General features: G+C 64.6%; 20 protein-coding genes. 5 read left to right on the plus strand and 15 right to left on the minus strand.

What is annotated here, in order from left to right:
• Positions 1 to 172 precede the first annotated feature (172 nt).
• The 9 genes from AX729_RS39380 to soxX form a co-directional block, all read right to left on the minus strand.
• Entirely contained in the window at positions 173 to 346 is a 174-nt protein-coding gene (locus AX729_RS39380; protein WP_061020642.1) for a hypothetical protein, read from the minus strand.
• Positions 347 to 429: 83 nt separating this feature from the next.
• Positions 430 to 1,467, minus strand: a complete 1,038-nt coding sequence (locus tag AX729_RS04170) for an MBL fold metallo-hydrolase (protein WP_061020643.1) — start codon at positions 1,465 to 1,467, stop codon at positions 430 to 432.
• Between the two features lie 291 nt (positions 1,468 to 1,758).
• Positions 1,759 to 2,217 carry a DsrE family protein gene (locus AX729_RS04175; RefSeq protein ID WP_082770331.1) on the minus strand — a complete coding sequence of 153 codons (459 nt, stop codon included), beginning with the start codon at positions 2,215 to 2,217 and terminating at the stop codon, positions 1,759 to 1,761.
• Positions 2,214 to 3,965: a thiosulfohydrolase SoxB gene (gene soxB / locus AX729_RS04180; RefSeq protein ID WP_061020645.1), complete on the minus strand. Its 1,752-nt coding sequence runs from the start codon at positions 3,963 to 3,965 to the stop codon at positions 2,214 to 2,216. The genes AX729_RS04175 and soxB overlap by 4 nt, the downstream gene beginning before the upstream one ends.
• 54 nt (positions 3,966 to 4,019) lie before the next feature.
• Positions 4,020 to 4,325, minus strand: a complete 306-nt coding sequence (locus AX729_RS04185; RefSeq protein WP_061020646.1) for a hypothetical protein — start codon at positions 4,323 to 4,325, stop codon at positions 4,020 to 4,022.
• Entirely contained in the window at positions 4,322 to 5,185 is an 864-nt protein-coding gene (gene soxA / locus AX729_RS04190) for a sulfur oxidation c-type cytochrome SoxA (RefSeq protein WP_061020647.1), read from the minus strand. Before soxA ends, AX729_RS04185 begins: the two co-directional genes overlap by 4 nt.
• A complete protein-coding gene (gene soxZ / locus AX729_RS04195; protein ID WP_061020648.1) occupies positions 5,185 to 5,496 on the minus strand; it encodes a thiosulfate oxidation carrier complex protein SoxZ in 312 nt (103 codons plus the stop codon). Before soxZ ends, soxA begins: the two co-directional genes overlap by 1 nt.
• Positions 5,497 to 5,511: 15 nt before the next feature.
• Positions 5,512 to 6,003: a thiosulfate oxidation carrier protein SoxY gene (gene soxY, locus AX729_RS04200; protein WP_061020649.1), complete on the minus strand. Its 492-nt coding sequence runs from the start codon at positions 6,001 to 6,003 to the stop codon at positions 5,512 to 5,514.
• A 20-nt stretch (positions 6,004 to 6,023) separates the two neighbouring features.
• Positions 6,024 to 6,380 (minus strand): sulfur oxidation c-type cytochrome SoxX, encoded by a 357-nt coding sequence (gene soxX / locus AX729_RS04205; RefSeq protein ID WP_061020660.1) that lies wholly within the window; start codon positions 6,378 to 6,380, stop codon positions 6,024 to 6,026.
• 231 nt (positions 6,381 to 6,611) lie between these two features.
• Here soxX and AX729_RS04210 point away from each other — a divergent pair, with 231 nt between their 5' ends.
• Entirely contained in the window at positions 6,612 to 7,283 is a 672-nt protein-coding gene (locus AX729_RS04210) for a DUF938 domain-containing protein (protein ID WP_061020650.1), read from the plus strand.
• A 330-nt stretch (positions 7,284 to 7,613) separates the two neighbouring features.
• Here AX729_RS04210 and AX729_RS04215 read toward each other — a convergent pair whose 3' ends face one another.
• Complete coding sequence (locus AX729_RS04215; protein WP_061020651.1) at positions 7,614 to 9,683, minus strand: prolyl oligopeptidase family serine peptidase; 2,070 nt, start codon at positions 9,681 to 9,683, stop codon at positions 7,614 to 7,616.
• A 196-nt stretch (positions 9,684 to 9,879) separates the two neighbouring features.
• Between AX729_RS04215 and AX729_RS04220 the strand changes: the two genes are divergently transcribed.
• Positions 9,880 to 11,127, plus strand: a complete 1,248-nt coding sequence (locus tag AX729_RS04220; RefSeq protein WP_061020661.1) for an MFS transporter — start codon at positions 9,880 to 9,882, stop codon at positions 11,125 to 11,127.
• A gap of 212 nt (positions 11,128 to 11,339) precedes the next feature.
• Positions 11,340 to 12,575: an MFS transporter gene (locus AX729_RS04225; RefSeq protein WP_061020652.1), complete on the plus strand. Its 1,236-nt coding sequence runs from the start codon at positions 11,340 to 11,342 to the stop codon at positions 12,573 to 12,575.
• Between the two features lie 121 nt (positions 12,576 to 12,696).
• Here the strand turns inward: AX729_RS04225 and AX729_RS04230 are convergent, their stop codons facing one another.
• Positions 12,697 to 13,191: a VOC family protein gene (locus AX729_RS04230; protein WP_061020653.1), complete on the minus strand. Its 495-nt coding sequence runs from the start codon at positions 13,189 to 13,191 to the stop codon at positions 12,697 to 12,699.
• Between the two features lie 90 nt (positions 13,192 to 13,281).
• Positions 13,282 to 13,827: a carboxymuconolactone decarboxylase family protein gene (locus tag AX729_RS04235; protein ID WP_061020662.1), complete on the minus strand. Its 546-nt coding sequence runs from the start codon at positions 13,825 to 13,827 to the stop codon at positions 13,282 to 13,284.
• Between the two features lie 134 nt (positions 13,828 to 13,961).
• Between AX729_RS04235 and AX729_RS04240 the strand changes: the two genes are divergently transcribed.
• Both AX729_RS04240 and AX729_RS04245 read left to right on the plus strand, forming a co-directional pair.
• Positions 13,962 to 15,161: an acyl-CoA dehydrogenase family protein gene (locus AX729_RS04240; protein ID WP_061020663.1), complete on the plus strand. Its 1,200-nt coding sequence runs from the start codon at positions 13,962 to 13,964 to the stop codon at positions 15,159 to 15,161.
• A 149-nt stretch (positions 15,162 to 15,310) separates the two neighbouring features.
• Complete coding sequence (locus AX729_RS04245; RefSeq protein WP_061020654.1) at positions 15,311 to 16,450, plus strand: acyl-CoA dehydrogenase family protein; 1,140 nt, start codon at positions 15,311 to 15,313, stop codon at positions 16,448 to 16,450.
• A 192-nt stretch (positions 16,451 to 16,642) separates the two neighbouring features.
• Here the strand turns inward: AX729_RS04245 and AX729_RS04250 are convergent, their stop codons facing one another.
• From AX729_RS04250 to AX729_RS04260, 3 genes are all read right to left on the minus strand, one after another.
• Positions 16,643 to 17,680 (minus strand): amino acid ABC transporter substrate-binding protein, encoded by a 1,038-nt coding sequence (locus AX729_RS04250; RefSeq protein ID WP_061020664.1) that lies wholly within the window; start codon positions 17,678 to 17,680, stop codon positions 16,643 to 16,645.
• Positions 17,681 to 17,810: 130 nt separating this feature from the next.
• On the minus strand, positions 17,811 to 18,404 hold the full coding sequence (locus tag AX729_RS04255; RefSeq protein WP_061020655.1) for a L,D-transpeptidase: 594 nt from the start codon (positions 18,402 to 18,404) through the stop codon (positions 17,811 to 17,813).
• A gap of 342 nt (positions 18,405 to 18,746) precedes the next feature.
• On the minus strand, positions 18,747 to 19,482 hold a 736-nt coding region (locus tag AX729_RS04260; protein WP_061020656.1), incomplete at its 5' end, for a hypothetical protein.

Consider the following 19,482-nt stretch of genomic DNA (forward strand, 5'->3'; position numbering starts at 1 on the left):
AGTTCCGTTTCACTCCCGATGGAGGCGCAAACTATCGGGGAGAGCGGTTATTTGTCCATGAACGCAGGCGCATGGCTGGTAGTGCGGGCGCGGCGTGAGGGTGCCGTGATGCCTCTACCTCGACGCATTGGAGGAGGTTGTGCCAGCCTGCATTCAATCGGCTGGCGTCGCCTCACAACGGCTCGTCATCCGGCCCGTAGCGGTCGCGCTTCGGCGTTGCGATATCGCCGTCTTCGTAATCGTCGTCATCGAGCTCGCGCGGCGGCAGAGGCTTCTTCGCCTTGTCGTCCGCCGACCTGTTCTCGGTGGTCTTGGGCGGCTCGCTCGGCTTGCCAGTCTTGGCCATGATTGGTCCCGGATGGTGATGCTGAACCCGATCCTATCCGGAAAGTGCTTGCAGCGCCTGACCTATCGCAAGCCGATGGCCGTTCAGTGCAGCACCGGCCCGCCTGCCTTCTTCCAGGCGTCGATGCCGCCGGCAATGTGCGCGGTGTTGGACAGGCCGGCCGCCTTGGCGGCGGCCACCGCCATCGCCGAGCGTTCACCGAAGGCGCAGAAGAACACCACGCGGCGGCCGGTGGCAGCCGCGACCTCGCGCAACATGCCGCCGGGCTTGAGGCTCTCCTCCACGGACTGGTAGGGCGTATGCAGCGCACCTTCGAGCGTGCCGTGCTTGGCGCGCTCGTTGCTCTCGCGCAGATCGACCAGCAGGATGTCGGGACGGCCCAGCGAACGGATCGCCTCGGTCGGGCTTAGCGCGCGGCCCTCCTTCTCGAGCTCTTCCTGGTGCAGGCCGACATGCATGTTGGCGGGCACTGCCACGTCCATCATCTTCGGATTGGGCAGCTTCAGATTGGCCATCAGCTCGATATATTCCTCGACCGAGCGTACCTGGAGCCGCGGATTGTAGCGCTTTTCCTCACCGATGGTGGAGACGGTGTCGCCCTTGTAGTCATGTGCGGGGAACACCATCGTCTCGTCCGGCAGCTTGAGCAGGCGGTTGAAGATCGAGTCGTATTGCGCGCGCGACGAGCCATTCTGGAAGTCGGTGCGCCCGGTGCCGCGGATCAGCAGCGTGTCGCCGGTGAAGACGCGGTCGCCCATCAGATAGGAATAGGAATCGTCGGTGTGTCCGGGCGTGTACATCACGTCGAGCGAGAGGCCCTCGATCGTCACCTTGTCGCCGTCCGCGACCCGCATGGCGACCACGTCGGCCTTGGTCTGGTCGCCCATCACGGTCATGCAATGGGTGCGGTCGCGCAGCTCGCCGAGGCCGGTGACGTGGTCGGCATGCAGATGCGTGTCCACCGCCTTCACCAGCTTGAGGTCGAGCTCGCGCAGCAATTGGCAGTAGCGATCGACCTTCTCCAGCACGGGATCGAGGATGAGCGCCTCGCCGCCGGGGCGGCTCGCAAGCAGATAACTGTAGGTGCCCGAAACGCTGTCGAAGAGCTGGCGAAAGATCATGGCAGGAAGTCCGGCATTGGAACTGATTTCGACGATTCTACTACGTTCCCGGCAAAAAAGAGAAGCAATTCACTGTCTGGGCAGGAAGATCTGGAAGATTCTTGTTGCGGTGCGGGTATAGGAGATGGTCGGCCATGCCATTGCCTCACGCCCAGCTGTCATCGCCCGCGAAGGCGTGCGATCCAGTATTCCAGAGGCCGAAGTGAGATACGGAGACGCTGCGGAGTACTGGATTCCCGCTTTCGCGGGGAATGACACTGAGCACGTGGGGCGCCGTGGCACGGAATAATCCTACGGCCTCACCAATGTGTACCCGTTCTCCGCCAGGAACAGGATTTGCCCAACTCCCACCTGCACCGGCGTGGCGGCCGGGATGAACTCCGGCCGCTTTCCGGTCTCCCGCTCGATCGTATCGAGGGTGTTGAGGCAGATGTCGAAGCGCACACCCTGTGCGATCAGGCTCTCGACCTGCTTGCGGCGCTCGCCGCCGGCAAGAAGCAAGTCGATGCCGGGACCGAACGCCACCACCTCGATAGCGATCTTGTCGGGGTCATAGGCCCTCAGCAGATTGTTGGCGACGCTGAGCACCAGCGCCTGCTTCTTCGGATCGCCGTCGGAGAGCTGGAGCACGACCTTGTGCTCCGCGAACGGCTTGTCCTGGAGTGGCACCTGCTGCGCACGAGCCGGCGCAATCGCTGCCCAGAGGAGCAGTGCCAGCATGATCGCGGATGAGAGTCGCAGCCACATCATCCCTGTTCCGCAATGCCTGGATTGCCCTCGACGCCTTTCAGCGTGACGCCGGAGCCGAGCCGCTCCGGCATGGTCCGGCCAGAGCGCAGATGTTTGCCGACGACCTCCCACACCGGCGCGCCCTGCTGGCCGTTGACCGAGGCCCAGCCAGCGACCTTGTAGCGGTGGCCGGCGTTGAGTGCCTTGCCGTTACTGAGCTTCAGTTCGGAGATACGTGCCCCGATCGCAGCATCCGGCGTGCAGGTATAGCTGAGCCCGCCGGTGCGCACCATGTCGCCACCCTGCTGGTAGTAGGGGTCGGCGTTGAAGAGATTATCGCAGATGTCCTCCAGCACGTCCTTGATCTGTGCGCCGGTCATCTCCTGCACATAGGTCTCGGGATAGGTGATCGCGGTTTCCGCGAGCAGATCCTCCATGGTCAGCGGCTGGCCCGGCAGCGCGGTGACGCCCCAGCGGAAGCCCGGCGATAGCGCGATTTCGGCATCGAGCTCGCTACGCAGCGCGGTGCAGATCAGTTCGTCGACGGTTCCTGTGAAATTGCCGCGCCGATAGAGCAGGCGGTCCGGCGTTGCGATCTTCTCCGACCAGTCGCTCACATGCGCCGCGCGTAGCCGCCCGATCAACTCGGCCATGGCAGCGTCCGGCTTCAGCAGTTCGGAATAGACCGGCAGCAGATGATAGTGAATGTCGCTGACCTTGCCCTTGTCGATCGCGAGATCGAGCACGGCCAGGAATTTCCCGTTTGAGCCGGCATTGGTGACGAGCGTGGTGCCGCCGGCGTTCTTCACGGCAATCGGCTGCGGCACGGCATCATGGGTGTGGCCGCCGAGGATGACGTCGATCCCGGTGACGCGGCTTGCAAGCTTGAGATCGACATCCATTCCGTTGTGCGACAGCAGAATGACGGCATCGGCCTTGTCGGCCTTGCGCAGGGAGTCGACGTGCTTCTGCAACTCTTCCTCGCGGATGCCAAAGGTCCAGTCCGGCGTGAACCGTTTGGGATGCGCGATCGGTACGTAAGGGAAGGCCTGGCCGACGATCGCGACGCGATGGCCGCCGAGGTCCCGGATCATCGAGGGCTTAAAGACGCGCCCCGTGGCCTTGTCGAAGGCAGGGGCGTCGTTGAACGCGGCTTCCTCGGTCAGAAACACGTTCTGCGCCAGAAACTCGCCCTTGAAGCGCTCGAGATTGTCGCGCAACATTTGCTCGCCATAGGTGAACTCCCAGTGCCCGGTCATCGCCTCGATGCCGAGCAGGTTGGCCACCTCGACCATGTCGCGGCCCTCCATGACGTTGGCAAGGCCGGTGCCCTGCCAGAGATCGCCGCCATCGACCAGCAGGGAGCGCTTCTCGCCGACATCGCTGCGCAAGCGGTCGACCAGGGTTTTGAGATAGGCAAAGCCGCCGAGCTTGCCGAAGCGTCCCGCGGACTTCTCGAAATCGAGGCAGGTGAAAGCGTAGGCATCAGCGCTGTCGGGACGGATGCCGAACCGCTCCAGGAATGCCTGTCCGACCAGATGCGGCGGCCGCCCCGCCATCTCGCCGACGCCGATATTGACGCTGGGCTCACGGAAATAGACCGGATTGAGCTGCGCGTGCGTGTCGGTGATGTGCAGGATCCGCGCGTTGCCGAACCGCTCGATGTCGTAGATGCTCGCGGTCTCGGTGCCGCGGGCCAGCCGCGGCAGGCCGAGCGTTGCGGCGGCAAGGCCTGCACTTTTCAGGAAATCGCGGCGGCGGATCGCCATCCAAGAATTCTCCGCGCCTCTCGTGATCGTAGGACTATTCCACTCAGGCGCAGTCTAGCGGATTTCCATCGCCTTCCAGGCTTCTTTTTCGGACGTGGCCTGGAAGATCGACGCCTTCGCCAGCGCCTCGGCCTCCTTGGCTGCTGCAACCGCACGGTCGAAATCGCCGCTGTCGGCAGCCTTCTTGGCTGCTGCCAACGCGGATACGGTCACCGTCCATTGATTGCGCATGCCGGCTGCTTCCTTGGAGGCGGCTTCGGCGGCGGCATAGGCCGCCTTGTAGTCCGCCTCGTTTGCCGCGCGCGCGGATGGCGCAAGGCTCAAGACAAGCAGCATGGCGAGAGCAAGTGACCGCTTCATGGCCGTGCTCCCGGCCCGGAGATCGGCAGGCCGTTGGCGACGTAGGACAGGAAATATTCGACGTCGCGATATTCGTCCGATTGCGGCTCCAGCGGAACCGCGCGGGTCTGGCTGTTGCAGGTGACGAAGCGGCGGCTGATGGTGCCCATGCCGCTCCATTCGGAGCGGTAGATCGGCATCGCATTGAGGATGCCGAGCGCAGGCGCCAGAACCTCGGCGCGGATGCGTTCGCCCGGGCTCTGCACGTGGCAGCTCGCGCAGGAGAAATTCATCTGTCCGCGCCGCGTGTAGAAATAGCGCTTGCCGTTCTCGAACGCTTCGAGCGCCCGCGGGTCATCGGGAATCTTGATGTCCATCGGCTTGCCGCGCGAAGTGTAGGCCATGTAGGCGGTGAGCGAGGCCATCTCGTCCTTGACGTAGGAATAGGGCGCTTCGCCATTGGCCTCGCGGCAGCGGTTGAGCGCGAGCTCGAGCGTGACGACCTTGCCTTCCCGGGTGTCGAAATACGGATAGTTCTGGCGAATGCCGATGCCGTTATTCGGGAAGCAGTCGGCATAGGTCTTGCCGTTCTTGAACGGGGTGGAGAACATCTCCTTGCCGGCGTCGAGCGCGAACTCGTAGGGCGGGAATTCTTCCTTCTCCTGCCATTGCCGCTTCATGTCCTCGTTCATGGAATAAGGACCGTTGACGAAATCCTCGTGCTTCACGTTCGGAAACTTCTGGAAGAAGAAGTTCTGGAACGCCCTGGCGTCGGCGACGGGATCGACCTTGTCCGCGGCGACCACGCGCGGAGACGCAGTTGCGAATGCGACGAGCGCGACGAACACCGAGCCGAGCAGGAGCGAGAGGCGGGCCTTCATCACGCGATCTTGGCGGTGGTCGTATCCGACGCACCCTTGTTGTCGGTCCAGGAGATCTTGAGCTCGTCGCCCTTCTTGGCACCTTTGAAGCTGAACTTGACGTAAGGGTCCTTGGAGACCGCAGTGCCCCAATTGGCGACGAAGACGTCCTTGCCGTTACATTCGAACTTCAGCTCCTGGATGAAGTGCGCCGGAATCGGCTCGCCCCTGGAATCCTTGACCAGGCCGGTGTCCATGGGGTGCTGGATCAGCGTCTGCACCTCGGTGATGTCGCCGTTGGATGTCGCGCGTACGCGAATGCTGGATGCCATGTCGAAATGCCTCGCTTAACCGCCGCAACCGCCGACGGTGACCTTGACCTCTTTGGTCGCGCTGTAGAGCTTGCCGTCGGCTTCCACGATCGCGGTCAATCTGGTGGTCTTGGCCATCTTCAGCCGGTTGGCGACAGCAGGGATCGTGCCATCGGGAATCTTGTAGCTTGCCGCGAGCGCGTTCGGGTTCTCGGCCACGAAGAACGAGATCGAGGTGACCTTGTCGAGTGACGTCGTCACCGACACCGGCACCACGCCGCCATTCTCGGCGATCTCCGGCGCATCCAGCTTCACCTTGTCCGACGGCTCCGCGGTCCTGCCATAGAGTGCCTTGATCGCGTCGGCCTCGTTCTTCTGCTTGAACGCCTCTTCCGGATATTTGTCGTTGGCTGCGGCGCGGGCGGGAGCGGCCCCGAACGGCAGATTGCCGAGACCGAGCAGCGCGACACTGGCCGCGCCTTGAAGGATCAGGCGCCGCGTCGGATGAGGGCCGGTGGTCGTGGTCATCTGGGTTCTCCTGGCGGCCGTTACAGGGTCTGCAGAAAATCAACGATCGCGTTGATCTCCTGGTCGGTCAAAATCCGGTTTCGGCCGAACGGCGGCATCATGGTCTGCGGATTGCGCTTGGTTTCGTCGAAGATGACGGCGAACAGCTCGTTGCGGTCGGGATATTTTTCCTTGATGTCCTTCAGTTCAGGCCCGATCGTTCCGGGCAGGTCGCCGCCCTTGATGACGTGGCAGGTCAGGCAATTGCCCTTGCCGCGGTCGAAAGCGAGCTTCCGGCCTTCAGTCGCGGCGGACTGCGCCACCGCCGGAGCCACGGCCGCGCCGGCGAGGAGGGCCAACGCGACAAGCAGGGCGGGCTTGCAAGGAAAGACGGTCAAGGCATCGTCCTGAAGCGTTATGTCGATGATCTCATTTATGGAATTGTTCAAAAGCACAAAGGGCATCGCCTGACAATCAAGACTATGCACGGGGCAAAATGGGGTTAATATCCCGCGCATTGCAACCGATGAGATAGTTTCGTTCAGCAGATGGGCTGCAGCTAGCAGATTATTCTCGAGCGTTCGGCCGTCATGGCCGTCTTTTCTGATTCACATTTTTGGGGACGTCACTTGGCTGAATATGTCGTCGAATTTGGCAGGGACGGCGGACGAGTCGAGCCGGATGGCCGGCTCGACGCACCGGCCTTCCATCGCAATCACGAATCGATCTGGGCGGCGCTGGAGAAGCATCTCGCCGGCGCGACCGGCAACGTGGTGGAACTCGGCAGTGGAACCGGCCAGCACGTGGTTCATTTCGCCCGCTACACGCCTGGCCTGGTCTGGTGGCCAAGCGACCTCAACCAGCGTCACCTCAAGAGCATCGAGGCCTGGCGCGTGCATGCGGGCCAGCCGAACATCCGCTCGCCCCTGCGGATCGACCTCACCGATCCCGACTGGTGTCCGGAGATGAAAGGCGGGCAGGGGCCGACGAGCCTTGCGGCCGTGTTCTGCGCCAACGTCATCCACATCGCGCCCTGGGCCGTGGCCGAAGGCCTGTTCGCCGGCGCCGGTCGCTATCTCCGCGCCGACGGCAAGCTGTTCCTCTACGGCCCCTTCAAGCGCGACGGCAAGCACACCGCGCTCAGCAATGCTGTGTTCGACACCTCCTTGCGCGAAGGCAATCCCGAATGGGGCGTGCGCGACATCGCCGATGTCGAGGCGCTGGCGAAAGGCGCAAGCCTTCGTCTCGTCGACACCACCGAAATGCCCGCGAACAATCTCACGCTGGTGTTTTCGCGCTGAGGCCTTGCTGGCTTAGGCCTCAAGTGGCGCGCCACGAAGGCGGTCCGCTCCCTCCCCCGCTTGCGGGCAGGGCTATCGCATATGAGAGCTTTTCCCTGCGGCCATCCTTCGAGACGCCCGCTTTGGCGGGCTCCTCAGGATGAGGACAGAGTGCTTGGCTGCAGTTTCAACGGGCACCGACGTTGATGAGCCTCATCCTGAGGAGGCGCGTGAGCGCCGTCTCGAAGAACGAGGCGTGCGCGCAGGCCGCCGCAACGAGCCATATGCGATGGCCCTGCGCTTGCGGGAGAGGCAAGGGCCGCCCGTGGCTATCACCTTTCACAAGGCGCCTCACGCCTCCACATCCTTCCACCCGATCTTCTCCTTCAAGAACCGGAAGCCCAGCACTTCGAAGCCGGCGCGCTCCTTGTTGTCCTTGCCGTAGCCGTGGCCGCCGGCTTCCGGCTCGTAGAGCCAGGCTTCAAAGCCCATCGCCTGGAGCTTGGCCGCCATCTTGCGCGCGTGGCCGGGATGGACGCGGTCGTCGCGCCGCGTTGTGGCGATCAGGATCGGTGGATAGGCCTGACCGGGCCTGACGTTGTGATAGGCCGAATAGGTCTTCAGCCACTCCCATTCCTCGGGCTTGTCGGGGTCTCCATATTCCGCGATCCAGCTCGCGCCCGCGAGCAGCTTCGTGTAGCGGCGCATGTCGATCAGCGGGATGGTGCAGAACAGCGCGCCGAAGCGCTCGGGATAGCGCACCAGCATGTTGGTGATGAGGATGCCGCCGTTCGATCCGCCCTGCGCCGCGATGCGCTTCGGCTGCGTCACGCCGCGGCGGACCAGATCGGCCGCGACCGCGGCGAAATCGTCATGCGACAGCTTCTTGCCGGCGAGACGGCCGGCATCGTGCCAGCGCGTGCCGAACTCGCCGCCGCCGCGCAAATTCGCCTGCACCGTGGTGCCGCCGCGCTCCAGCCACAGCTTGCCGAGCGAGGCGTTGTAGTACGGCTTCACGGCAAGCCCGAAGCCGCCATAGGCGCTCATATAGACCGGCGCATCGCCGGTCTCGCCGGCCGGCCCGGTCTGCACATAGGGAATGCGTTCGCCGTCGATCGAGATCGCCTCGTGCTGGGTCACTTTGAGCCCGTCGGCGGTGAACGTCTTCGGCGCCTGCTTCAGTACGGCCGGGCTGGCGACGCCGCGCTCGATCAGCAGCAGCGAGGGTGGCGTGAGCGGATCCTGCACATTGGCGAGCAGGTCGCCATTGCTCTCGGAGGGATGGCGATCGAGCGGCCAGACGTCGACGACGCCGATCTGCGGCAGGCCGGAAAGCGCCTTGCGGCTCCAGCCCGTCCCGGATGGCGTGCAGATCTCGAAATACGGCTTGAGCTCGTCGAGGATCGAGAGCACCAGCTGTCCGGCCGCCCAGAACAAACCCTGCAGCGCGCGTCGCGGTGCGGGCTCGAACAGGATCGCAAAATCGCGGCTGCCGGCAAGGAACGCCGGGAGCGAGATGCCGAGCACGGTGTCGGTGGCATAGGTCCGGCCCTGGACCGTCCAGTCCTTGCGCAGCTTCATCGCGAACCAGTCGCCGTGCGCCTGCATCCAGATTCCGGTCGGCAGATCGAGCTTCGTCGTCGCATCACTCGCATCGCGGAGCCAGACCGCATGATTGAAGAAGTCGATCTGGTCGATGATCCAGACGCGCGGTGCCGCACCGGTGTCGTCGACGCTGCCATGGATCGTCATGTGATCGGCCGCGGTCTCGATGATCACCTGCGCCTGATCGACGGGCTGGCCGCGCCGCCAGAGGCGAACGGTCCGCGCATATCCCGAGCTCGTGGCCATGCTCTCGCCGTGCGCGCTCGACAGCAGCAGCGTGTCGGCATCGAGCCAGTCGACGCCGCCCTTGGCTTCCGGCAGCGCAAAGCCGTTCGGCACGAAGCTCTTCGCGGCGAGGTCGAATTCCCGCAAGGTGACGGCGTCGCTGCCGCCGCGCGACAGGCTCAGGATAGCCCGCGAGCTTCCCGGCATCGTGGCGATACCGCTGAGCAGCCAGTCCTCGCCTTCGCTCGCCGCGAGCTGGTCGATGTCCAGCATGGTCTCCCATGCCGGATCGGGTTTGCGGAATTCCGCCAGCGTCGTCCGCCGCCACAGGCCGCGCGGGTTGCTGGCATCCTTCCAGAGATTGTGGAGATCGTTGCCGCGCCGGCTGACATAGGGAATGTTGTCCGGACGGTCATAGATCGCTGCGAGGATGTCGCGATCGCGTTCGAAGGCCGCTCCGCCGAATGCGGCGAGCGTGAGTTGACTCTGCCTCCCGACGAAATCGAGCGCCTGCGTGCCCTCGATCTCCTCCAGCCACAGCCAGGGATCGTCGTCGGGAGCGCTGAGCGTGGGCCTGTCGTCGACGGTCATGAACGAAACTCCAGCAAGTCGCGGCGGATAGGATTTGATCGAACTCAAGCCGTCAAGGGTGCAGCCCGTTATCATCTGTTCGATTGCGTCGGGGGCATGGCCTGCGCCCGTTTGCGCCGGTTGCCCGCCTTTCCGCGCCCCTCCATAGTGCCGGGAATCAATAGAGCCCTCGTGAGCCCTTGGGGCGGAAATGCCGATGCTGGACGTGACTGCTGTCAATGAGATCGCCGACGATACCCGCGCGCGTGCCAATGTGGTGCGCCTTGCCGCCGCTCAGGCGCTGACCGGCGCCAATTCGGCGGTGATCTTCGCCACCGGTGCGATCGTTGGCGCTACGCTCGCGCCGGACATCTCGTTCGCGACCGTGCCGATCTCGATGTATGTGGTGGGGCTCGCTGCCGGCACGCTGCCGACCGGCGCGATCTCGCGCCGCTTCGGTCGCCGCGTGGCTTTCGTCATCGGCACGGGTCTCGGCACGCTCACCGGCCTGCTCGGCTCGCTCGCGATCCTGCATGGCTCGTTCGCACTGTTCTGTGCCGCGACCTTCCTCGGCGGCCTCTACGGCGCCGTGGCGCAGTCCTACCGCTTCGCCGCCGCCGACGGCGCCAGCGCGGCCTACCGCCCGAAGGCGGTGTCCTGGGTGATGGCGGGCGGCGTGTTCGCCGGGGTGCTCGGTCCGCAGCTCGTGCAATGGACCATGGATGTCTGGCCGCCCTATCTGTTCGCCTTCAGCTTCCTGGTGCAGGCCGCGGTGGCGCTCGTCGCCATGGGCATCGTCGCGGGCGTCGACATGCCCAAGCCCGCGCCGGCCGATCTGCATGGCGGCCGGCCGCTGCTCACGATCGTGACGCAGCCGCGCTTCATCGCCGCGGCGCTGTGCGGCGTGATCTCCTATCCCATGATGAATCTGGTGATGACCTCGGCGCCGCTCGCCATGAAGATGTGCGGCCTCAGCGTTTCCGATTCCAATTTCGGCCTGCAATGGCACATCGTCGCGATGTACGGACCGAGCTTCTTCACGGGCGCGCTGATCGCCCGCTTCGGTGCGCCCAGAATCGTGGCCGCCGGCCTGCTGCTGGAAGCCGGCGCCGCCGGCATCGGCCTCTCCGGCCTCACCGCGATGCATTTCTGGGCAACGCTGATCGTGCTCGGCGTCGGCTGGAATTTCTCCTTCATCGGCGCCTCCGCGCTGGTGCTGGAGACGCACCGGCCGCAGGAGCGCAACAAGGTGCAGGCCTTCAACGATTTCCTGGTGTTCGGCATGATGGCGATCGGCTCGTTCTCCTCCGGCCAGTTGCTCGCCAATTACGGCTGGTCGGCGGTGAACCTGGTGGTGTTCCCGCCCGTTGTGTTGGGCCTTGCCGTGCTCTCGCTGGTCTCCTGGGCCCGCCGCCGCAAGGCGCGGCTGGACGCGGCCATGGGCGAGTTCCCGGATGCGGTCTAGGTTGGCGGGAGGCTGTCAGCATCGTTGACGCTTCGATCGCCGTCGAAGTGATTTTTGGGTGAGGGTTGGTTAGATGTCGTCATGGCCGGGCTTGTCCCGGCCATCCACGTCTTTGCTGCATCGAAGGAAGAGCGTGGATGCCTGGGCATAGGCAAGCGGAAGCGACGCCGTCCTTCAGACGGCTATGCCCGGGCACGACGGAGTAAGCGGCAATGCTCGACAATCCTCAACAGCCCGTAACCGACGAATCCTCCTCCCGCTACGAAGGCTGGCGCATCGTCGCGGTCTGCTTCCTGCTCGCCACCTTCGGCTGGGGCCTCGGCTTCTACGGCCAGAGCGTCTACGTCGCCGAGCTCCAGCGCGCGCGGGGCTGGCCGACCACGCTGATCTCCGCAGGGACGACGTTCTTCTACCTGTTCGGCGCGCTGCTCGTCGTCTTCGTCGGCGAAGCCGTGCGGAAGTACGGTCCTCGTATCTGTCTGATTGCCGGGACGCTGGCGATGGCGGCGGCCGCGGTCGCGATCGGCGCGGTGCGCGAGCCCTGGCAGCTTTATCTCGCGAATGCCGTGCTGGCCTTCGGCTGGGCCGGCACCAGCCTCGCCATGATCACCAACACGATCAGCCTGTGGTTCGACCACAAGCGCGGCATGGCGATAAGCCTCGCGCTGAACGGCGCCAGCTTCGGCGGCATCGTCGGCGTGCCGCTGCTGGTGGCGCTCATCGGCCATGTCGGCTTCGCCAGCGCGATGTATGCCGCCGCCGGCGCCATGCTGGTGCTGCTCGTGCCGGTCATCCTCCTTGTGGTCGGCCGCCCGCCCGATCGTCATGGCTGGCACGCGACGACGAAAGCCAAACCGCAATCCTCGTCCCAGATTCGCGCCTGGGCGCTGCGCGACGTCGGCTTCCTCACGGTGACGATCGCCTTCGCCCTGGTGCTGTTCGCCCAGGTCGGCTTCATCGTGCACCTGATCTCGTTCCTCGATCCCGTGATCGGCCGCGAGCGGGCGGCGGTCGCCGTCGCGGTGCTGACGGCGATGGCCGTGGTCGGCCGCGTGCTGTTCTCGTTGGTGATCGACCGCCTCGATCAGCGCCTCGCCTCCGCGCTGTCGTTCCTCAGCCAGGCGGCGGCTCTTCTCGTCGTCATCAACCTGCACAATGACTACGTGCTGATCGCGGCCTGCGCGGTGTTCGGCTTCTCGGTCGGAAATCTCATCACGCTGCCGTCGCTGATCGTGCAGCAGGAGTTCGACAGCGCCGCGTTCGGCGTTCTGATCAGCCTGAACACCGCGATCAACCAGGTGACCTATGCGTTCGGCCCCGGCGTCGTCGGGGCCTTGCGCGATTGGTCCGGCGGCTATTCGCTGCCGTTCTATCTCTGCATCGCGCTGGAGGTGATGGCCGCGGCGCTGATCATGGTGCGGGGAAGGCCACCCGCCAAGTTGAAATAGACGCGGCGGCGCCTCAACAAACTCCGTCATTGCGAGCGCAGCGAAGCAACCAGAGCCTTGCCGTGCAGGGATGGATTGCTTCGTCGCTTCGCTCCTAAAAATGACGAGGAGAGAGCGGAGATCACCCCTCCCGCTGCTTCAGCAACGCCTCCACATCCAGCCGCCTGGTGAACATCGCAAGCTTCCCGTCCGCCCCGAACGGCCATTGCTCCCTGGGCTTGTCCCAGTACAACTCCACGCCGTTCTCGTCCGGATCGCGCAAATACAGCGCCTCGCTGACGCCGTGATCGCTGGCACCATCCAGCGCAATGCCGGCCGACAGCACGCGATGAAGTGCGTCCGCCAGCGCGGGGCGCGTCGGATACAGGATCGCGGTATGAAACAGCCCGGTCGTGCCGGGCGGCGGCGGCGAGCCGCCCTTGCTTTCCCAGGTGTTGAGCCCGATGTGGTGATGATAGCCGCCGGCCGAGATGAAAGCCGCCCCGGAGCCCATGCGCTGCATCAGCTCGAAGCCGAGCACGCCGCAATAGAAGCCGAGCGCGCGATCGAGATCGGCGACCTTGAGATGAACGTGCCCGATCCTTGTGCCGGCGGCGACGGCCTGGTTCTGCGACATGTGGCTGCTCCGTTGATGACTTCCACATAAGGCGGGTCTCGGGACAGCGCTATCGCCCATCCCGAAACCCATCGTTTCCGGATGGGAAACTTAAGAGAGTTCCGGCACCTCGCCGTCGGGCAGCCCGAACTCGAAGGTGTTCAGCGTCATCGACACCAGCGTGTAATAGCCGCACAGCCCGATGACCTCGACGACGCCGCGCTCGCTGAGCACCTTCACCGCCTCGTCGTAGAGCCCCTTCTCGACGCCGTGGCCTTCATGCAGCGACTTCGCGAGATCGTAGATCATCTTCCCCTTGGGATCGTCGAATTCGGGCGTACGGCGGTCGCGGATCGCGTCGATGATCTCGGGCTTCATGCCGCCGGCAAGCGCGAGGCGCTTGTGCGCGTACCATTCGTAATGCGCGGTCCAGTGCCGCGCCGTCACCAGGATCGCGATCTCCGAGAGCTTTGCCGGGAATATCGTGTCGAAGCGCATGACCTCGCCGAGCCGCGTCGCGTGACGCGCCATCTCCGGGCTGCTCAGCCAGGCCATCATCGGCGCCGGCGGCTTGCCGCGCTTTCCGGCAATCGACTCGTCATAGGTCTGCCGCTGGCTCTCGTTCATTTCGCCAGGCGAAAGAAGTTTCAGGCGCATTGTCGTTTCCTCTTTGTTTTCAAGCACCGCCACGCTGCGACTATAGCCGAGCGCGGGTACGGAAGTGGTTGAATTCCGCGGGGGCTTGGCCCAGAGTCGCGCCCAACAAGTCGACTTTGATGATGGAAACGACCATGAGCGACACTGAGACCGCCGATCTCGAGACATTCCGCAACGAGACGCGCGCCTGGCTGGAAGCCAATTGCCCGCCGGAGATGCGCAAGCCCGCGACGTCCGACGATGACGTGTTCTGGGGCGGGCGCAACGCAAAATTCTCGTCGGAGCCGCAGCGCGTCTGGTTCGAGCGTATGCGCGACAAGGGCTGGACCGTGCCGGACTGGCCGAAGGAATATGGCGGCGGTGGCCTCAGCGCCGCCGAGCACAAAGTGCTGCGCGCCGAAATGGCGAAAATGGGCGCGCGCCCGCCGCTGTCGAGCTTCGGCATCTGGATGCTCGGGCCGGCGCTGTTGAAATACGGCAACGACGCCCAGAAGAAGGAGCATCTGCCGAAGATCGCGGCGGGCGAGATCCGCTGGTGCCAGGGTTATTCCGAGCCGAACGCCGGCTCGGATCTCGCGTCGCTCCAGACCCGCGCCGAGAGCGACGGCGATCATTTCATCATCAACGGCCAGAAGATCTGGACGTCCTATGCCAATTACGCCGACTGGATCTTCTGCCTGGTGCGCACCGATCCAGCCGCGAAGAAGCATGACGGCATCAGCTTCATCCTGTTCGACATGACCTCGAAGGGTGTCTCGACCAAGCCGATCCTGCTGATATCGGGTTACTCGCCGTTCTGCGAGACCTTCTTCGACAATGTCCGGGTGCCGAAGTCGAACGTGGTCGGCACCATCAACCGTGGCTGGGACGTGGCGAAATATCTGCTCCAGCACGAGCGCGCGATGATTTCAGGGATGGGCGAGCGCGGCGCCGGCCGACCGCTCGGCCAGATCGCGGCGGACTCCGTCGGCACCGATGCGCAGGGGCGGCTCGATGACGCCATGCTGCGCGGCCAGATCGCGCGCTTCGACGTCGATGAAGCCGCGTTAGCTGCCTGCGCCGAGCGCGCGGTCGATCTCGCCAAGGCGGGGCAGGCGCATCCGGCGTTCTCGTCGGCGATGAAATATTACGGCACCGAGCTCAACAAGCGCCGTCACGAGATTCTGATGTCGGCCGGCGGCGTCGATGCGCTGGAATGGGAGAGCGAGCGCTCCAGGCAGGGCGCCCGCCCGCGCGCCTGGCTGCGCACCAAGGCCAACTCGATCGAAGGCGGCACGTCCGAGGTCATGCTCGGCATCGTCGCCAAGCGCATCCTGGATCTGCCGGGGGCGTGAGCCTTTCTGTCATTCCGGGGCGCGACATAGTCGCGAGCCCGGAATCCATTCATCCACCAACCCTGTCGCCCGATGGATTCCGGGCCTGCGCCTGACGGCGCATCCCGGAATGACCAAGACAGTATAGATTTCGAATCGGAAACACGCACATGGCCCTCGTCCTCACAGAAGAACAATCCATGCTCCGCGACTCAGCGCGCGGGCTGATCAGCGACAAGGCGCCGGTGTCGCACCTGCGACACTTGCGCGACAGCAAGGATCGCACCGGTTTCTCGAAAGAGCTCTGGCAGTCCTTCGCCGAGATGGGCTTTGCCGGCCTCCTGGTGCCGGAAGAGTTCGGCGGCAGCGGCCTCGGCCATGTCGAAGTCGGAATCGTGATGGAGGAGATCGGCCGCACGCTGATGCCCTCGCCGTTCCTCGCCACCAGCGTGGTTGCGGCCTCTGCGCTGAACCGCGGCGGCAACGCCGCGCAGAAGTCGGAATTCCTGCCGAAGATCGCGAATGGCTCATTGCTTGCGACGCTCGCAATCGACGAAGGCGCCAAGCATCGTCCGCTTCAGACCAGCCTTCAGGCCGTGCGCGCCGGCAACGGCTTCAAGCTCAGTGGTGCCAAGGCGCTGGTGCTCGACGGTCACGTCGCCGACCTCCTCATCGTCGCCGCGCGCACCGCGGGTTCCGCCGGCGAGCGCGAGGGCCTGACGCTGTTCCTGGTGAATCCCGCGGCGAAGGGCGTGACGATCGAGCGCACCATCATGGTCGATGCCCACAATGCGGCTCGGATCGACTTCGCCAATGTCGAGGTCAATGCCGACGGCGTGCTCGGCGAGGTCGATCAGGGCGCAAGTCTGCTCGAAGGCGTGCTCGATATCGGCCGCGGCGCGGTCGCGTCCGAGATGGTGGGCCTGAGCGAGGAAGTGTTCAATCGCACCGTCGAGTACCTGAAGAACCGCAAACAGTTCGGCAAGCTGATCGGCGAATTCCAGGCGCTGCAGCACCGTGCCGCCGAGCTCTATGTCGACATCGAGATCACCCGCGCCGCCACCATGAAGGCGCTGCAGGCGTTGGACGGCGACGTCGCCAAGGCGGCCTCAGCCGTGGCAGTCGCAAAAGCCCGCGCCGGCACCACCGCCACCCGTGCGGTGCAGGAAGGCGTGCAGATGCATGGCGGCATGGGCATGACCGACCAGTTCGACATCGGCTTCTTCATGAAGCGCGCAAGGGTGTGCGAAGAATTGTTCGGCGACGCCAACTACCACACCGAGCAGCTCGCAAGGGCGCGGGGGTATTGAGGCGGGGGCGCGAAGGCCGCGCCTCACATTCGGTGTCGTCGCCCGGCTTGACCGGGCGACCCAGTACGCCGCAGCTTCTCGATTGATCACGACCGTCTCTGGAATACTGGATCGCCCGCTTTCGCGGGCGATGACAGTTGAGAGTGTGGAGCGCGGTGGCCCCAAGCTGACGGGGACGACGGAGAGACGGTCTTACCGCATCGGCGGTGCGTACTGCACGCCGCCGGCATTCCACAGCTGGTTCATGCCGCGCGGAATCTTCAGCTTCGACTTCTCGCCGATGTTGCGGTCGTACATCTCTCCGTAATTGCCGACGTGGCGGATGATGCGGGCGGCCCAGTCCTTGGTGAGGCCGAGCTGCTCCCCGTAACGGCCTTCGGTGCCGACGAGGCGCATAACTTCCGGCTTCTTCGACTTCAGGGCCTCGTCGATGTTCTCGGAGGTGACGCCGAGCTCCTCGGCGTTGATCATGGCGTACAGCGTCCACTTCACGATCATCATCCAGTCGTCGTCGCGCTGCCGCACGACGGGGGCAAGCGGCTCCTTGGAGATCATGTCCGGCAGGATCATGTGGTCGCCGGGTTTCGAGAGGTTCAGCCGCAGAGCATAGAGCTGGGAGACGTCGGCGGAGAACGTGTCGCACTTGCCGCTGTCGTAGGCCTTCACGACCTCGTCGAGCTTGTCGAACTTCACCTCTTCGTACTTCATGTTGTTGACACGGAAGTAATCGGCGACGTTGAGTGTCGTCGTGGTCCCGGCCTGGACGCAGACCTTGCTGCCGGTCAGGTCCAGCGAGGTCTCCTTGTTGCGCGAACGCGGCACCATGAAGCCGACGCCGTCGTAATAGGCCACGGCCGGAAAATACAGGTCGTAGTCGAGCTCGCGCGCCATGCTCCAGGTCGTGTTGCGCGAGAGGATGTCGACCTTGCGGCTCTGCAGCTCCTTGAAACGCTCATTGGCGTCGAGCGGAATGAACTTCGCCTTGCCCGGGTCGTCGAAGATCGCGGCAGCCACCGCACGGCAGAAGTCGACGTCGAAGCCGGTCCAGTTGCCCTTGTCGTCGGGGATCGAGAAGCCCGGCAGGCCCTTGTTGACGCCGCACAGCACTTCGCCGCGGCGAACGGTGCGCTTCAGCGTGCGGGTGTCGTAGAATTCGTAGACGATGGCCGACACTGCGACCAGCACGGCGAGGGCGAGCCCGATCAGCAGGCCGCCACGAAAAGTGCGCATCATGTTGTTCTCTCGAAATATCGGGAAAAGGAATCAGGCGAGGACGGAGAGCATGATCGGGATCCGGAGGGCCGCGTCAGCGCAAAGCGCGAAGCGGCTCTCCGAAAAGATCATGCGCGAACCATAAGCTTTAGAGCTCGGGCTTCTGCCGGATGACGACCTTGGTGCCAACAGGGACGCGATCATAGAGATCTGCGACGTCGGCATTGACCAGGCGGAAGCAGCCCGAAGACACCTTGGTGCCGATCGTGTCGGGGCGGTTGGTGCCGTGGATGCGGTAGACGGTGGTGCCGAGATACATGGCGCGGGCGCCCAACGGATTGCCGGGGCCGCCGGCCATGAAGCGCGGCAGATAGGGCTGGCGCTGGATCATCTCCGGCGGCGGCGTCCAGTCCGGCCATTCCTTCTTGTTGGTGATGGTCACCAGCCCTTGCCACTGGAAACCGTCGCGGCCGACGCCGATGCCATAGCGGATCGCGCGCCCGCCGGGCTGCACCAGATAGAGATGTCGTTCGGCGGTCGAGACGATGATCGTTCCCGGCGGCTCGGTGGTGCGGAAGTAGACCACCTGCTTCTGCCATTCCGGCTCGAGCTGGTAGCCGTCATCGGCGACCAGGCCCGGCTCGTCGCCGCGGTCCGGCTGCTGGGCGAAGGCCTGCGGCGTGGACAGAAAAAGGCCGATCGCAGCCACGAACACCCCGGTCAGGCGACGAAAATCCGTCATGTAAAGCTCTCCCCGCTGCCACAGCGCAAATCAATCAGGAACCATCAAACCTGAGGGGCAAGTTCATGGCAAGTTGATGGCGCGCCGCCCTAGTATCTCACGAGAATGCTTTGGCTTTTTGACACGCGCCTGGCAACGCCACAAACGGGGGATGGCGCGAAAAGCATAGATTGGTGCCGAGGCACCGGTGCGCTCACTCTCTCGGCTGCGGAATCGCCTGGGCCGCCCGGTGGCGGCCCTCGTCCTTCGAGACGCGCGCAAGGGCGCGCTCCTCGGGTGAGGCTGAGAGGCATCGGCCTCCGTCGAAGCTGCTGCGCCGAACTCGGCCTTCATCCCAAGGGCCTAGATCTTGTTGCTCTCCGGCGCGATGGCGAGCCGGCGGACGATCTCGGTGGCAACGGCGCGGGCTTCGGGTCGGGAGCCGATGCGGGGGCTGCGAAACCGCTTTCCGGTGTGCAGCCGGATCACGACGATGCAGTGCTCGTCCTCGGATCGGCCGCGGCGCTCGACCGTGATCGACTTCACGTCGGGCCCTTCGATATGGTCCGCGCGCGGTGTGCCGTCGCCCCACAGGCGCTCGACGCGGATATCGTTCTGGCCGATGATCCAGAAGGCGCCGGTCACCAGGTTGGCGTATCTGTAGACAGCGAACGCGGCGAGCGCACCGACCGGCAGCAGCAGGATGTCGACATGGCTGGGCGGCCATCCGCGCCAGAGCTTGTAGGCGTAGGGTAGCGCTGACAAGGCGACGGCGATCAGCGCAACCACGTGAATGTCGCGCGCGGGAAACGGCTCCAGCGGCTCGCCGAGATGCATCTCGGGATTGCTGGCATCAAGCGGATTGACCGGCTCCTCGACATTCGGAACCTCGAACTGCGTCGCGATCCGGGCCACGGTGTCGCGAACATGGGTGACGTCGGAGATCGGCGGGGACGACAGGCGTTCCCCCGAGGCCAGCGTGAAGACGAGCTGAAAGCGGGCCTTCACCCGCTTGCTGCCGGGAACCTGCAAGCGCGTGATGTCGTCCTTCGCGACGATGCGCGTGCGGAGCTTACCGAACGGACTTTGCCGCCCGATC

This window comes from Bradyrhizobium sp. CCH5-F6, assembly GCF_001556045.1.
Taxonomy (GTDB): domain Bacteria; phylum Pseudomonadota; class Alphaproteobacteria; order Rhizobiales; family Xanthobacteraceae; genus Bradyrhizobium.